General features: G+C 64.6%; 10 protein-coding genes and 3 pseudogenes. 6 read left to right on the top strand and 7 right to left on the bottom strand.

Going from position 1 to position 13,123, the window contains the following annotated elements; genetic code table 11:
* Nucleotides 1–145: 145 nt before the first annotated feature.
* Together AAFG13_RS22865 and AAFG13_RS22870 are read left to right on the top strand one after the other, a co-directional pair.
* Nucleotides 146–454 carry a type II toxin-antitoxin system RelB/DinJ family antitoxin gene (locus tag AAFG13_RS22865; RefSeq protein ID WP_212317135.1) on the top strand — a complete coding sequence of 103 codons (309 nt, stop codon included), beginning with the start codon at nucleotides 146–148 and terminating at the stop codon, nucleotides 452–454.
* Nucleotides 451–724 (top strand): annotated as a pseudogene (locus AAFG13_RS22870) (type II toxin-antitoxin system RelE/ParE family toxin). The gene AAFG13_RS22865 and the pseudogene AAFG13_RS22870 overlap by 4 nt, the downstream one beginning before the upstream one ends.
* 48 nt (nucleotides 725–772) lie before the next feature.
* On the opposite strand, the gene AAFG13_RS22875 reads toward AAFG13_RS22870, so the two are convergent.
* The 5 genes from AAFG13_RS22875 to AAFG13_RS22895 form a co-directional block, all read right to left on the bottom strand.
* Nucleotides 773–1,612: an alpha/beta hydrolase gene (locus AAFG13_RS22875; protein WP_342708281.1), complete on the bottom strand. Its 840-nt coding sequence runs from the start codon at nucleotides 1,610–1,612 to the stop codon at nucleotides 773–775.
* Between the two features lie 232 nt (nucleotides 1,613–1,844).
* Nucleotides 1,845–3,281, bottom strand: coding sequence for a benzoyl-CoA 2,3-epoxidase subunit BoxB (boxB, locus tag AAFG13_RS22880; protein ID WP_212317290.1), 1,437 nt, complete (start codon nucleotides 3,279–3,281; stop codon nucleotides 1,845–1,847).
* Between the two features lie 169 nt (nucleotides 3,282–3,450).
* On the bottom strand, nucleotides 3,451–5,139 hold the full coding sequence (gene boxC / locus AAFG13_RS22885; protein ID WP_212317132.1) for a 2,3-epoxybenzoyl-CoA dihydrolase: 1,689 nt from the start codon (nucleotides 5,137–5,139) through the stop codon (nucleotides 3,451–3,453).
* A 165-nt stretch (nucleotides 5,140–5,304) separates the two neighbouring features.
* Nucleotides 5,305–6,114: an alpha/beta hydrolase gene (locus AAFG13_RS22890; RefSeq protein WP_342708282.1), complete on the bottom strand. Its 810-nt coding sequence runs from the start codon at nucleotides 6,112–6,114 to the stop codon at nucleotides 5,305–5,307.
* Nucleotides 6,115–6,265: 151 nt separating this feature from the next.
* Nucleotides 6,266–7,804, bottom strand: coding sequence for a benzoate-CoA ligase family protein (locus AAFG13_RS22895; protein ID WP_342708283.1), 1,539 nt, complete (start codon nucleotides 7,802–7,804; stop codon nucleotides 6,266–6,268).
* A gap of 159 nt (nucleotides 7,805–7,963) precedes the next feature.
* Between AAFG13_RS22895 and AAFG13_RS22900 the strand changes: the two genes are divergently transcribed.
* Entirely contained in the window at nucleotides 7,964–8,881 is a 918-nt protein-coding gene (locus tag AAFG13_RS22900) for a helix-turn-helix transcriptional regulator (protein ID WP_312011696.1), read from the top strand.
* 5 nt (nucleotides 8,882–8,886) lie between these two features.
* Here AAFG13_RS22900 and AAFG13_RS22905 read toward each other — a convergent pair whose 3' ends face one another.
* Nucleotides 8,887–9,672: an IclR family transcriptional regulator C-terminal domain-containing protein gene (locus tag AAFG13_RS22905; RefSeq protein ID WP_212317123.1), complete on the bottom strand. Its 786-nt coding sequence runs from the start codon at nucleotides 9,670–9,672 to the stop codon at nucleotides 8,887–8,889.
* A gap of 104 nt (nucleotides 9,673–9,776) precedes the next feature.
* On the opposite strand from AAFG13_RS22905, the gene AAFG13_RS22910 reads away from it, so the two are divergent.
* Entirely contained in the window at nucleotides 9,777–11,135 is a 1,359-nt protein-coding gene (locus AAFG13_RS22910; protein WP_342708284.1) for an aromatic ring-hydroxylating dioxygenase subunit alpha, read from the top strand.
* Nucleotides 11,136–11,250: 115 nt separating this feature from the next.
* On the top strand, nucleotides 11,251–12,687 hold the full coding sequence (locus tag AAFG13_RS22915; RefSeq protein ID WP_212317116.1) for a glutamine synthetase family protein: 1,437 nt from the start codon (nucleotides 11,251–11,253) through the stop codon (nucleotides 12,685–12,687).
* A gap of 138 nt (nucleotides 12,688–12,825) precedes the next feature.
* On the opposite strand, the pseudogene AAFG13_RS22920 reads toward AAFG13_RS22915, so the two are convergent.
* Nucleotides 12,826–12,909, bottom strand: a pseudogene (locus AAFG13_RS22920) (ABC transporter ATP-binding protein); the annotation flags it as partial.
* Between AAFG13_RS22920 and AAFG13_RS22925 the strand changes: the two are divergent.
* Nucleotides 12,901–13,083: pseudogene (locus AAFG13_RS22925) on the top strand (glutamine synthetase); the annotation flags it as partial. The pseudogenes AAFG13_RS22920 and AAFG13_RS22925 sit on opposite strands and share 9 nt — an antisense overlap.
* Nucleotides 13,084–13,123: the final 40 nt, after the last annotated feature.

The raw sequence follows: 13,123 nt of genomic DNA on the forward strand, positions 1-13,123 counted from the left end.
CCCTTTGTCGCATGGAGCCCGATGGCAATGGGCCTCGCCAAGACGCGAGGCCACTTTCGTCACCGTGGTCCCCCGGTTGCGGCCGTGACGCCTCTGGCGCATGTCATTCAAATGCATTACATTGAACGTGAGCAAGGAGATCGCTATGGCTTCGAATGCCCTGGTCCAAACCCGCATCGATGCGGACGTAAAAGAGAAGGCCACCGCGGTTCTGGAAAACATGGGTCTCACGGTGTCGGACGCGGTGCGGATATTGCTGACGCGCACGGCCAATGAAGGAACGCTTCCACTGGAGCTCGTCAGCAACAGCCAAGCTTACGACAGCTGGTTTCGCGAGAAGGTGCGCCAGGCGCTGGCGGATACCCGGCCTAGTCTCGATGATTCCGAAGTCGAAGCGCATTTCGCGCAACGTCGTGCCGCCGCACTTCGAAAAGCGGCGGAACGCAAACGGTGAAGCTCGTCTGGACGCGCTTCGCACTGTCCGATCGCGACGACATTTTCAGCTACATCGAGGCCGAGAATCCCCGTGCCGCGGTTCATGTCGATGAACAGACTCGACTTTCCTGACAGTGGCCGGCCCGGGCGTGTCGCCGGCACGCGGGAGTTAGTCATCCCGCGCACACCATATGTCGCAGCGTACCTTGTCGACGGCGAGACCGTTCGCATCTTGCGCGTGCTTCACGGTGCGCAGATGTGGCCCGACGAACTTGCAAATGACGATTAAAGCCGGCTGAGCGGCGAACGCCGAGCAGCCACCGCCGATCCGCCTTCCTCAGAGACTCGATGCGAAGGCATCGACGAGCCGGTCGAACGCTTCGGCCCTTTCCCACTGCGTGGCGTGGCCGGCGCCGTGGACCACCTGAACCTGGCCGCGCCATAGTGTCGGCGCGGGCAGCCGTTGCAGATAGCCGAGATCGACCATCTGCTCCTCGCTGCCATGCACGATCGCCAGCGGAATCCTGAGGCCACGCACGATCTCGACCTCGTCCGCAAAGCGACCGGCCTGCACGCTGGCGCCGAGATAGCCACGCGCATTGCCGTCGGTGCGGCGGAAATCGGTGTCGACGAATGCGGGCAACGGCGCATAGTCCGGTGCGAAGACCGTTTTCAGCCAGGCCGCGATCTCGGCATCGCTAGGCGCCGGCGTGAACGTGGTGGCCGACAGCCCCTTGAACCCGGAGAACCCGTCCGGCGTCTTGGCGATCGGCGGCGTCCCGAAAATCATCAGCCCGGCTGCCATCGGCAATGACGGGGCTGCGTTGAGCACGGCATGTCCGCCGAGGCTCCAGCCCACCACCACCGCGTCCCTCAGGCCGAGCTCCTTTGCGGCCGCGGCAATGCAGCCGGCATAGCCTGCACCCGAGTAACCGTGCTCCGGATCGGGCGCAGGCGACGAGCCGCCATGACCGGGAAGGTCGATCGCGACCAACCGGTATTTGGCGCCAAGCGGCCCCTGGAGTTGCTTCTGCCAAATCTGCGACGACGACGAATTGCCGTGGACGAGCAGGATGTCGCGGCCAGTGCCCGCGCTGTCGAAGCCCGCGATCGTCTGCTCACCGAACTGGAGCTTGAGCGAACGCAGGGTCGGCCCCGGAAAAATCTCTTCGCTCATGATGGCCCCGCCTTAATCCCGATCCGCGACAACCGGCTCAAGCCGTCATTGCGGTTGATGTGTTGAAGCAGTGTGATCTCCGCGCGAAGGCATCGCGCTTGTCAAGCCGGGAGCCGGCGCTTCATTGCGCGTGAGCCAACGCACGTCTCAAAAAAGAAAAGGGGCAAGCCAGGACCTTCTCGGCTTACCCCTTTTCGGCCCCTCCGGGAGGAGAGGAACTGCTAGCTGAAACTCAGCTCTCGATCCTCACATATTCGAAGTCGCCGGGCTTGTTATCGATGCCGACCTTGGGCGGCGAGATCCAGGAGGCGAACTCCCCGGGTTCGGTCACCGGCTTCATCAGCGAGGCGATGAAGTCGCCGTCCGCGGTCGACGGCAGCCAGTCGTTCTTGCGCTTGGCCCAGGTGGCGTCGTCGATCAGAAGGCCATCGGGCGTTGCATGGATGTCCTTGAACTCGCCGATCTGACGGTGGAAGGCGGTGTTCGGCACCGCGAGCTTGTAGTCGATGCCGGCGGTGGAGATCACCTTGTTCCAGCGCAGCATGCCCTTGACGCAATCCTGCGTGTAGTCGTCGCGCAGCCGCATGTTAAGCGCGGTCAGTGCCGGCTCGTCGACCATCTTGATCTGGCCGTCCACCATCTTCATGACCGGATAGGTCGAGCTCTTGAGCTGGTGATCGTCCTCGATCGTGGTTTCCTTGTAGCGGCCCTTGATGCCGGCGTTGAAGGCGTTCGCCGCATTGGTCGACACTTCGGAGCCGAACAAATCGAGCGACAGCGAATAGTGCAGGTTCAGCTTCTTCTGGATGGTCGGCAGATCGATCACGCCGAGCGCGCGGATCCTGGCGATGTCGTTCGGATCGGTGATGCCGGCCTCCGTCATCGCATCGCAGGTGCGCTGCACGACGCGGGTGATGCCGGTCTCGCCGACGAACATGTGATGGGCTTCCTCGGTCAGCATGAAGCGGCAAGTGCGCGACAGCGGATCGAAGCCCGACTGCGCCAGCGAGTGCAACTGCATCTTGCCGTCGCGGTCGGTGAAGTAGGTGAACATGAAGAACGACAGCCAGTCCGGCGTCGCCTCGTTGAAGGCCCCTAACATGCGCGGCGAATCCGCATCGCCCGAGCGGCGGCGCAACAAATCATCCGCTTCCTCGCGGCCGTCGCGGCCGAAATACTTCTGCAAGAGGTAGACCATCGCCCAGAGATGGCGGCCTTCCTCGACATTGACCTGGAACAGATTGCGCATGTCGTAGAGCGAGGGCGCGGTTTTGCCGAGATGACGCTGCTGCTCGACCGAGGCCGGCTCGGTGTCGCCCTGGATCACGATCAGGCGGCGCAGCATGGCACGGTGCTCGCCGGGGACTTCCTGCCATGCCGGCTTGCCGTAGTCTTCGCCGAACGGGATGACCCGGTTCTCTTCCTGCGGTGCAAGCAGGATGCCCCAGCGATATTCGGGCATCCGCACGTAGTCGAACTTGGCCCAGCCGCGCGGATCGACCGAGTAGGCGGTGCGCAGATAGACCAGCGACTCCTGGAAGCCTTCCGGCCCCATGTCGCTCCACCAGTCCATGTAGCCGGGATGCCAGCCCTCCAGCGCCTTGAGCACCTGGCGGTCTTCGGCGAGATTCACGTTGTTTGGAATCTTGGTCGAGTAATCGACGTTCATGATGTTCATGGCCGTGCTCCTTGGTATCGGTCCGACGTCTATCGTGTCTTGCTCAACCGTCATCCTGAGGGGCGGCGTCTTCGCCGCGTCTCGAAGGATGCTGGCTTGCTCCTAATCATCCTTCGAGGCTCGCTTGCGCTCGCACCTCAGGATGACGGCGGTATTTGCCTCACACTCTCGTCATGTCGAATTGCGCCTTCTGGCCGGTGCCGTAGCGGCGCAGCGCGCCGTCTTCGCCGACCGCATTCGGCCGCTGAAAGATCCAGTTCTGCCACGCCGTCAGGCGGGAGAAGATCTTCGATTCCATGGTCTCGGGGCCGACGAAGCGCAGATTGGCTTCCATGCCGGTGAGACCGTCGGGCGAGAACGAGGTGCGTTCCTCGAAGAACACGCGGACCTCGTCGTCCCAGTCGATGTCGTCGAGCGCGAAGGTGACGAGACCGAGCTCCTCAGCTTCCTCCGCATCGAGCGCCTTGCCGATCGAGCCTTGCGCGCGCTCCAGATCCATTGGGTCGGCCTGGAAGCGCGATTGCAGCCGGGTCAGGCCGTGGCTCATCGGATAGGGCCCGAAATTCATCGCCGTCAGTTCGATCGCCGGCGGCGGGCGGTTGTCGCCCTGCTTCTGGCCGATCAGCATGTAGGAGCGGTCGGCGGCGAACACGAGTTCGGCCAGGGTGCCGACGAAGCAGGAGCCGGGCTCGACCAGCGTCACCAGCGTGCGCGAGGTGACGTCGATGCGCTTCAGCACGCGCTTCCAGTAATGCCTGACCTCGTTGACCAGCCAGTGCGCCTTGTTGGCCTCCAGGAACGCGTCATAGGACACGACATTGGCGCGGTCGCCGTGGCTCTTGAACACCAGCATCGCGGTCTCGAGCTCATTGATGCGCAGATGCAGGATCGCGTCGTCGAGCTCGCGGGCGACCTGCAACGGCCAGAACGAAGCGCCCTGCGCGATCATGCCGTCGACGTCAGCGGGCGCCGCAGCTTCCGGCGCCTTGATCGAGATGGTAGCGATGCGCGCGGCCCGATCGATGTCGACGCTGACGAAGCCGTAGCGGATGGCGCTGTCGTCGATGGTGCGCGTCAGCGGCGCCAGTGTGATACCTTTGCCCGCGCCGTTGCGCTTCGACCTGGCGGCGAATTCCTTGACGCGCTCGGCAAGCTTGCCCTCGAGCTTGGAGTTCGGCGCGATCTCGTCGACCAGCCGCCACTGCACCGCGCGCTTGCCCTTGATGCCTTCCTCGATGGTGCAGAAGAAGTCGGCATGGTCGCGGCGCACCTTGCGCTTGTCGACGACGCGCGTGAGGCCGCCGGTGCCCGGCAGCACCGCGAGCAGCGGCACTTCCGGCAGCGCGACGGCGGCGGCGCCGTCGTCGGCCATCATGATGTGGTCGGTCGCAAGCGCCAGCTCATAGCCGCCGCCGGCCGCGGTGCCGTTGACGACGGTGATGAAGCTCTGGCCGGAATTCTCGCTGGAGTCTTCCAGGCCATTGCGGGTCTCGTTGGTGAACTTGCAGAAGTTGACCTTGTGGGCGTGGGTGGAGCCCGCCAGCATGCGGATGTTGGCGCCGGCGCAGAACACGCGGTTCTTGCCCGAGCGCATCACCACGACCTTCACCTCGGGATGCTCGAAGCGCAGCCGCTGCACGGCGTCGGCCAGCTCGATGTCGACACCGAGGTCGTAGGAGTTGAGCTTGAGCTGATAGCCCTCGAACAGGCCGGCGTTCTCGTCGACGTCCATGGTCAGCGTCGCGACGTCGCCCGCGACGTCGAGCTTCCAGTGCCGGTAGCGCGACGGGTTGGTCTGGAAGTCGATGTACTTCGCCCCGCCTGCAAGGACGCGATCGTCACCAGCCATGGGCCACCCTTATCTGTTGTTCGTTTGAAAGGTTCGTTGTCGATGCTTTCATGCACAATAATGCATGTTTTTAGTTTCGTCCAGTTCAAAACGTAAAAACATGCATTTTGTTTCATGTTTGGGAATTCACCCGCTGGGCCAATGGCCTGGCACCGGCACCAAAAGTCAGGCCGCCAGTGCGGGGTCGTCCCGGAGGGCTGCCCTGGCGAATTCGGTGACCGCTTCCAGCGTCACCGCGGGCGCCTCGCGGTGCGGCGAGTGACCGGCGCCGGCAATGGCCGCGACATCGACCGGGCAATAGCACTCGTCCTGGGCAATCTCGACCTGGCGCATCGTGCCGTATTGATCAGCCGCGCCCTGCACGACCAGCACCGGCACGCGGATATAGGCGAGATATTCGGAGATATCCCAGTCGCGGAATGCCGGATCGAGCCAGGCGTCGTTCCAGCCACGGAAGGTATTGTCGACGTCCTTGTGCCAGCGCGCGAGCTTCTCCTTCAGATTGGTGCTCTCATACGCCGTCTTGATCTCGGCGATCGACTTGACCGAGATGTCCTCGACGATGAAGTGCGGCGCGATCAGCGCAAGGCCTTGCAGGCGATGATCCTGATGCGCGCCGGCATAGATCGCCGCGATCGACGCGCCGTCGGAGTGACCAACCAAGAGGCCGCGGCGGAAGCCGATCCGGTCGAGCAGCTTCGGCAACACGTCGAGCGCCTCGCGATGCATGTAGTCGACCGGGCGCGGCAGCTTTGCCGGCGACGACGCGCCGTACCCCGCACGCGAATAGGCGAACACGCCGGCGCCGGTCGCCGCCTGCAGCTTCTCGGGAAAGTCGCCCCACAGCCCGACGCTGCCGAGGCCTTCATGCAGCATCACAAGGCTCGGCGCTGTCTCGGGCGACGGGCCGATCATCCGGTATTCGAGCTCGGCGCCGTCGATGCTGAGGAAGCCTGTGGGGTTCAAGTTCGTCATGATAGGCCTTCCTCACTCGTCGTCCCGGCGAAGGCCGGGACCCATAACTACAGACGTTAGTTGTTGCGCAAAGCCGTTGAACAGCGTCTCTCAAAACAAAGGCCGCGGCGTATGGATCCCGGCCTTTGCCGGGACGACGCAAGTGGAAACGCTAGTGCGCGCCGTCGTCGTGCCGCAGCTTGAAGCGCTGGATTTTCCCGGTTGCCGTCTTCGGCAGATTGTCGACCACATCGATCCAGCGCGGATATTTCCACGGGCCGATCTTCTGCTTGACGTGTTCCTTCAGCGCCTCGTGCAGGCCTTCGGCCGAGCTCTCGGGCCGCAGCACGACATAGGCTTTCGGCTTGAGCAGGCCTTCCGGATCGGCCTCCGGCACGACGGCGGCTTCCAGCACCGCGGGATGCGTGATCAGCGCGCTCTCGACCTCGAACGGCGAGACCCAGATGCCGGACACCTTGAACATGTCGTCGGCGCGGCCGCAGAAAGTGTAACGGCCGTCGGCATCGCGCGTGTATTTGTCGCCGGTGCGGGTCCAGGCGCCCTCGAAGGTGGCGCGGCTCTTGGCGCGCTGATTCCAGTAGCTCTCGCCGGCCGAGGGCGCATCGACCAGGAGTTCGCCGACCTCACCGTCCGCGACGTCGGCCCCGAGCTCGTTGACCAGCCGCACCTTGTAGCCGGGCACCGGACGCCCCGAGGAGCCGTATTTGATGTCGCCGGGCGCATTCGACAGAAAGATGTGCAAGAGCTCGGTCGAGCCGACGCCGTCGAGGATGTCGACGCCGAACCGCGCGCGCCAGGCATTGCCGACCGATTCCGGCAACGCCTCGCCGGCCGAGGTGCAGACCCGCAGCCGATTGCCCGCGGCTTGCGCCTTCGTCGCCTCGTCGTTCAGCATCGCCGCGAACAGGGTCGGCACGCCGAAGAAGATGCTGGGATGATATTTGTTCATCAGCGCGAACATCACCGCCGGCGTCGGACGTTCCGAATTGAGCACCGTGGTGGCGCCGACCGACATCGGAAAGGTCAGCGCATTGCCGAGCCCATAGGCGAAGAACAGCTTAGCCGCCGACAGGCCGACATCATCCTCGCGGATACCAAGTACCTGTTTCGCATAGGTCTCCGCCGTCGCCGCGAGATTGGAATGCAGATGGCGCACGCCCTTCGGCATGCCGGTCGAGCCCGACGAATAGAGCCAGAACGCCGGCTCGTCGGCATGCGTCGGCGCGGTGGCGAACACGTCGCTCTCGCGCGCGATCTCGTCCGACAGCTTGTTGTGGCCGTGTGCGTCCTTGCCGGAGACCACGACATGCTCGAGGTCGGGCATGCGCGCGATGATGTCCTTCACCACCGGCAGCAGCGCCTCGGAGACGAACAGCACGCGCGCGCGGCAATCGCCGAGGATGTAGGCGTATTGCTCCGCGGTCAGCAGCGTGTTGAGCGGCACCGGCACCACGCCGGCGCGGATCGCGCCGAGAAACACGATCGGGAAATCGACCGTATCCAGCATGATCATGGCGACCCGCTCCTCGCGGCGGACGCCGAGCCGGCGCAGCATGTTGCCGACACAGCGGGTCTGCTGCTGCAACTGGCCATAGGTGATTTGCGACACCGTATCGTCGAACACGACCTTGTGGCCGCGGCCCTCATCGACATTGCGGTCGAGCAGCCAGGTGACTGCATTGTAGGTCATGGCCCGCTCCTCAGGCACAGGCGCGCCGCGCCTGCCCTCTCCCGTCGAGATTTAAGAATTATAATTCATACAAAGCCACCACATTGGCTTGCTGTCAATCCTCATCGGCATTATGTTTCCTAGACCATTGGACCTGATTCAGTCAGGACCGCGCGTCGCATGGGGATCATGACCGAAGCCAACGATCCGGAAACCGACTTCCTCGAACAGCTCGGGCAGCGGGTGCGCACCATGCGCGCGCTGCGCGGCATGTCGCGCAAGGTGCTCGCCAAGGTCTCCGGCATTTCCGAACGCTACATCGCCCAGCTCGAAAGCGGCAAAGGCAATGTCTCGATCGTGCTGCTGCGCCGTGTCGCAGGCGCGATGGGCGCGCATCTCGAGGATCTGATCCCCTCGAGCGAGCCGATCCCGGATTGGGCCGTGATCCGCGATCTCCTGCGCAAGGCGTCGCCGAACCAGATCGCGCAGGCCAAGGACATGCTCGCCGGCAGCAGCCCGCTGGCGCCGCGCGGCGCCTCGTTCTCCGGCATCGCGCTGATCGGCCTGCGCGGCGCCGGCAAGACCACGCTCGGGCGGATGCTGGCGAAGAAGATCGGCTGGAGCTTTGTCGAGCTCAACAAGGAGATCGAGGCGCAGAACGGCCTGTCGGTTGCCGAGATCATCGCGCTATACGGCCAGGAAGGCTTTCGCCGCATGGAGCAGGCCGCGCTGACGCAGCTGCTCGCGCGCAAGGAATTGATGGTGCTGGCGACCGGCGGCGGCATCGTCTCCGAGGCGCTGACCTTCGACCTGATCCTGTCGTCGTTCTACACGATCTGGCTGAAGGCCGAGCCGGAAGAGCATATGGCCCGCGTCCGCCGCCAGGGCGATCTGCGCCCGATGGCCGACGACCGCTCGGCGATGGCCGAATTGCGCAACATCCTGGTCAGCCGCGAACCGCTCTACGCCCGCGCATCCGCCGTGGTCGACACCGCCGGGCTCTCGGTCGATGCCGCCGCCGCGCGATTGATCGATTCGGTGCGGCCGGTGCTGCAGAACGAGGCGCGCTCCTTCGGGCTGCGCAGCGTGGCGCTGTAGGCGCGCTACAACAGCCGGCTCTTCACATCATCAGCGCCGTCGCGCAGCAACGGCAGGAAACGGTCGATCAATTCCTTGGCCGGAACGCGATCGACATGCGCGCCCATATTGATGGCGGCGACGATGGTGCCGTCATAGCGGCGCACCGGCACCGAGATCGAACGGAAATGCGGCTCGGCTTCGCGGTCGACCAGCGAGTAGCCTTGCGCGCGATCGGCGATGATGGTGATGAGCAGTTTCTTCGGATCGGTCGTGGTCTGCGGCGTCACCGGATCGCGGCGCATCGCCTTCAGCCGCGCCGCCAGTTCCTCGTCGCCGAGCCGGCCGAGCATCGCGCGGCCCACTGACGTGCAGAACGCCGGCAGCCGGTAGCCGATATCGAGGCCAGCGGAGAACACCCGCGTCGGGCTCGAGCGCGCGACGAACACCACGTCGTCGCCATCGAGCAGCGCGAGCGAGGCGATCTCCTGCGCTGCGGTCGCGATGCGATCGAGCACCGGCTGCAGCACCGTCACCACCTGGTTGGATTGCAGGAAGGATCCGGCCAGCGTCAGCACATGCGGCGTCAGCGTGAACAGCTTGCCGTCGGTTGCGACGAAGCCGCCATGCGCGAGCGTGAACAGGATGCGGCGCGCGGTGGCGCGCGGCAGATCGGCGGCGCGCGCGAGATCGCTCAAGGTCGCAGGACCCGAGACGGTGCCGAACACCTGCAACAGGCGCAGGCCGCGATCGAGCGCCTCGACGAAGTCGGTGGCGCGCTCGTCCTGATCGGTCCGCTTCAGCTTGGGCATGGGCTTTGAACGGTTCAAAATTGCGCTTGCTGTCCAATACAGACATGGCATAATTCGCACATTCGTTCAATAGGCGAACAAATCCAAATTCGGGAGACGCCGCCATGATGAGCCAGGAAGCGAACGATCTGATCACCCGCACGGGGGCTAAGGACCCCTGCGGAAAGCTGATGCGGATGTACTGGCAGCCGGCGGCGCTGGTCGACGAGCTGGAAGGACCGCGCCCGGTTCGACCGGTGCGGCTGCTCGGCGAAAACCTGGTGCTGTTCCGCGGCGAGGACGGAAGCTACGGGCTGATCGATCGCCACTGCGCGCATCGCGGCGCCGACCTCGCCTTCGGCCGGCTCGAGCATGGCGGGCTGCGCTGCGCCTTCCACGGCTGGCTGTTCGACACCAGTGGCCAGTGCATCGAGACGCCGGCCGAACCTGCCGGATCGCAGCTCTGCAAGGGCATCAAACAGCGCTCGTATCCGGTGGTGGAGAAGAGCGGCATCCTGTGGGCGTATCTCGGCGAAGGCGCACCGCCGGCATTTCCGGAGCTCGACTGCTTCGTCGCGCCCGACAGCCATACGTTTGCATTCAAGGGCCACATGAACTGCAACTGGCTGCAAGCGCTCGAGGTCGGCATCGATCCGGCGCACGCCTCCTTCCTGCATCGCTTCTTCGAGGACGAGGACACCTCGGCCGCCTACGGCAAGCAATTCCGCGGCGCCTCCGCCGGCAGCGACATGCCGATGACCAAGATCCTGCGCGAATATGACCGGCCGATCATCAATGTCGAGCACACCGAATACGGCCTGCGCCTGATCGCGCTGCGCGAGCTCGACGCGGAGCGCACCCATGTGCGCGTCACCAATCAATTATTCCCGCACGGCTTCGTCATCCCGATGTCGACCGAGATGACGATCACGCAGTGGCACGTGCCGGTCGATGACGAGAACTGCTACTGGTATGCGATCTTCACCAGCTACGCGGCGCCGGTCGACAAGCAGAAGATGCGCGACCAGCGGCTCGAGCTCTATACGCTGCCCGACTACAAGTCGCGCAAGAACCGCAGCAACGATTACGGCTTCGATCCGCACGAGCAGGCGACCGAGACCTATACCGGGATGGGCACCGACATCAACGTCCACGACCAGTGGGCGGTGGAATCGATGGGGGCGATCCAGGATCGCACCAACGAGCATCTCGGCCAGAGCGACAAGGCGATCGTGCAGTACCGCCGCCTGCTGCGGCAGGAGATCGAAAAGGTTTCCGGCGGCGAAAAACCGATGCTGTTCCTCGACGAAGCCTCGGCGCGCAGCATCCAGGGCCCCGCCACGATGGACGGCATCGGGCCGACGCTGGGCTGGGAGCTCTACTGGATGGAGGTCGACGTCAAGCGCCGCCGCGGCGCGCCGTGGGCCGCGCCCGTGCCGCGCGAGATCGCCGGCAAGGTGCATCATCTGACGGCGGCGGAATAGCTATGTCCTTCCGTCATTGCGAGCGAAGCGAAGCAATCCATCGCGCCGCTTGTGGCGATGTGGATTGCTTCGTCGCTTTGCTCCTCGCAATGACGACCGAGAGAGGAGTCGCGCGGTGAGCTTCGTCGAGCGTCACGGCCTGTGGTCGGATGAGCAGAAGGAGGCCGCGAACCGCCTCCGCCGCATCGTCGAGGAGAAGAACCTCGAAGTCATCCGCCTGTCATTCCCGGACCAGCACGGCATCCTGCGCGGCAAGACGCTGATCGCCAGTGAAGCGGTGCGTTCGCTGGAGGGCGGCTGCTCGATCACCACGACGATGCTCGCCAAGGACACCTCGCACAAGACGGTGTTTCCGGTGTTCACCGCAGGCGGCGGCTTCGGCATGAAGGAGATGGAAGGCGCGGCCGACGTGCTGATGGTCGCCGACCCCACCACGTTCCGCGTACTGCCCTGGGCGGAGAACACCGGCTGGCTGCTCTGCGACCTCTATTTCAGCGACGGACGGCCGGTGCCGTTCGCGACCCGCAATCTCTATCGCAAGGTGCTCGATCAGCTCGCAAGCCGCGGCTACGATTTCGTCGCCGGCCTCGAGGTCGAATTCCATCTGTTCAGGCTCGACGACGCCCACATGGCGCCGGAGGATGCCGGCCAGCCCGGCCGGCCGCCGTCGGTCAGCCTGCTGTCGCACGGCTATCAGTATCTCACCGAGCAGCGCTACGATCAGATGGAGCCGGCGCTCGAGATCATTCGCCGCGACATCATCGCGCTCGACCTGCCCTTGCGCACGGTCGAGGTCGAGTTCGGCCCGAGCCAGTGCGAATTCACCTTCGCGCCCACCGTGGGGCTTGCGCCCGCCGACATCATGGTGCTGTTCCGTTCCGCGGTGAAGCAGATCGCGCGCCGCCACGGCTATCACGCGACCTTCATGTGCCGGCCGAAACTGCCGAACGTGTTCGCGAGCGGCTGGCACCTGCACCAGTCGCTGGTGTCGCGCGCGGGCGGCGAGAACGCCTTCATGGCCAAGGAGACCGGCGAGCCGCTGAGCCCGCTCGGCCGCGCCTGGCTCGCGGGCCTGATCGAGCATGCACGCGCCTCGACCGTGTTCACGACGCCGACCATCAACGGCTACAAGCGCTACCGCTCCTATTCGCTGGCGCCCGATCGCGCGATCTGGGGCCGCGACAACCGCGGCGTGATGATCCGCGTGCTCGGCGGCACGAATGATCCGGCAACGCGGCTGGAGAACCGGATCGGCGAGCCGGCCGCCAATCCCTATCTCTATATGGCAAGCCAAATCCTCTCCGGCCTCGACGGCGTCGACCGCAAGCTCGATCCCGGCCCGTCCGCCGACACGCCCTACGAGACCAAGGCCGCGCTCTTGCCGAAATCACTGCGCGAAGCCGTGTTCGCGCTTCAAGACGATCCGTTCTTCCGCCAGGCGCTGGGGCCCGAGTTCGTCGACTATTACGTCTTCATCAAGAACGCGGAGATCGAGCGTTTCCAGGCCGAGGTGTCGGACTGGGAGCAGCGCGAATATTTCGAAATGTTTTGATTGCCTGACCGTCATCCTGAGGTGCGAGCCCTTGCGAGCCTCGAAGGATGCACGGCCCGGCTGGTGGCCGTCGACCCTTCGAGACGCGCTACGCGCTCCTCGGGGTGACGGGGTTGAAATTAGTGCGCAGATTGCGCCTCAAATCCCCAGGTACTTGTGCTGCAGCTCCGGCTCGGCGATCAGCTGCTCGCTGGTGCCGCTCCACACCGTCTTGCCGCGCTCTTGCCGAAATCGCTGCGCGAAGCGGCGTTCGCGCTCAGCGACGATCCGTTCTTCCGCCAGGCGCTGGGGCCCGAATACGTCGACTATTACGTCTTCATCAAGAACGCGGAGATCGAGCGTTTCCAGGCCGAGGTGTCGGACTGGGAGCAGCGCGAATATGTCGAGATGTTTTGACTGCTCGACCCGTCATCCTGAGGTGCGAGCACTTGCGAGC

It is taken from the genome of Bradyrhizobium sp. B124, from assembly GCF_038967635.1.
Lineage (GTDB): Bacteria > Pseudomonadota > Alphaproteobacteria > Rhizobiales > Xanthobacteraceae > Bradyrhizobium.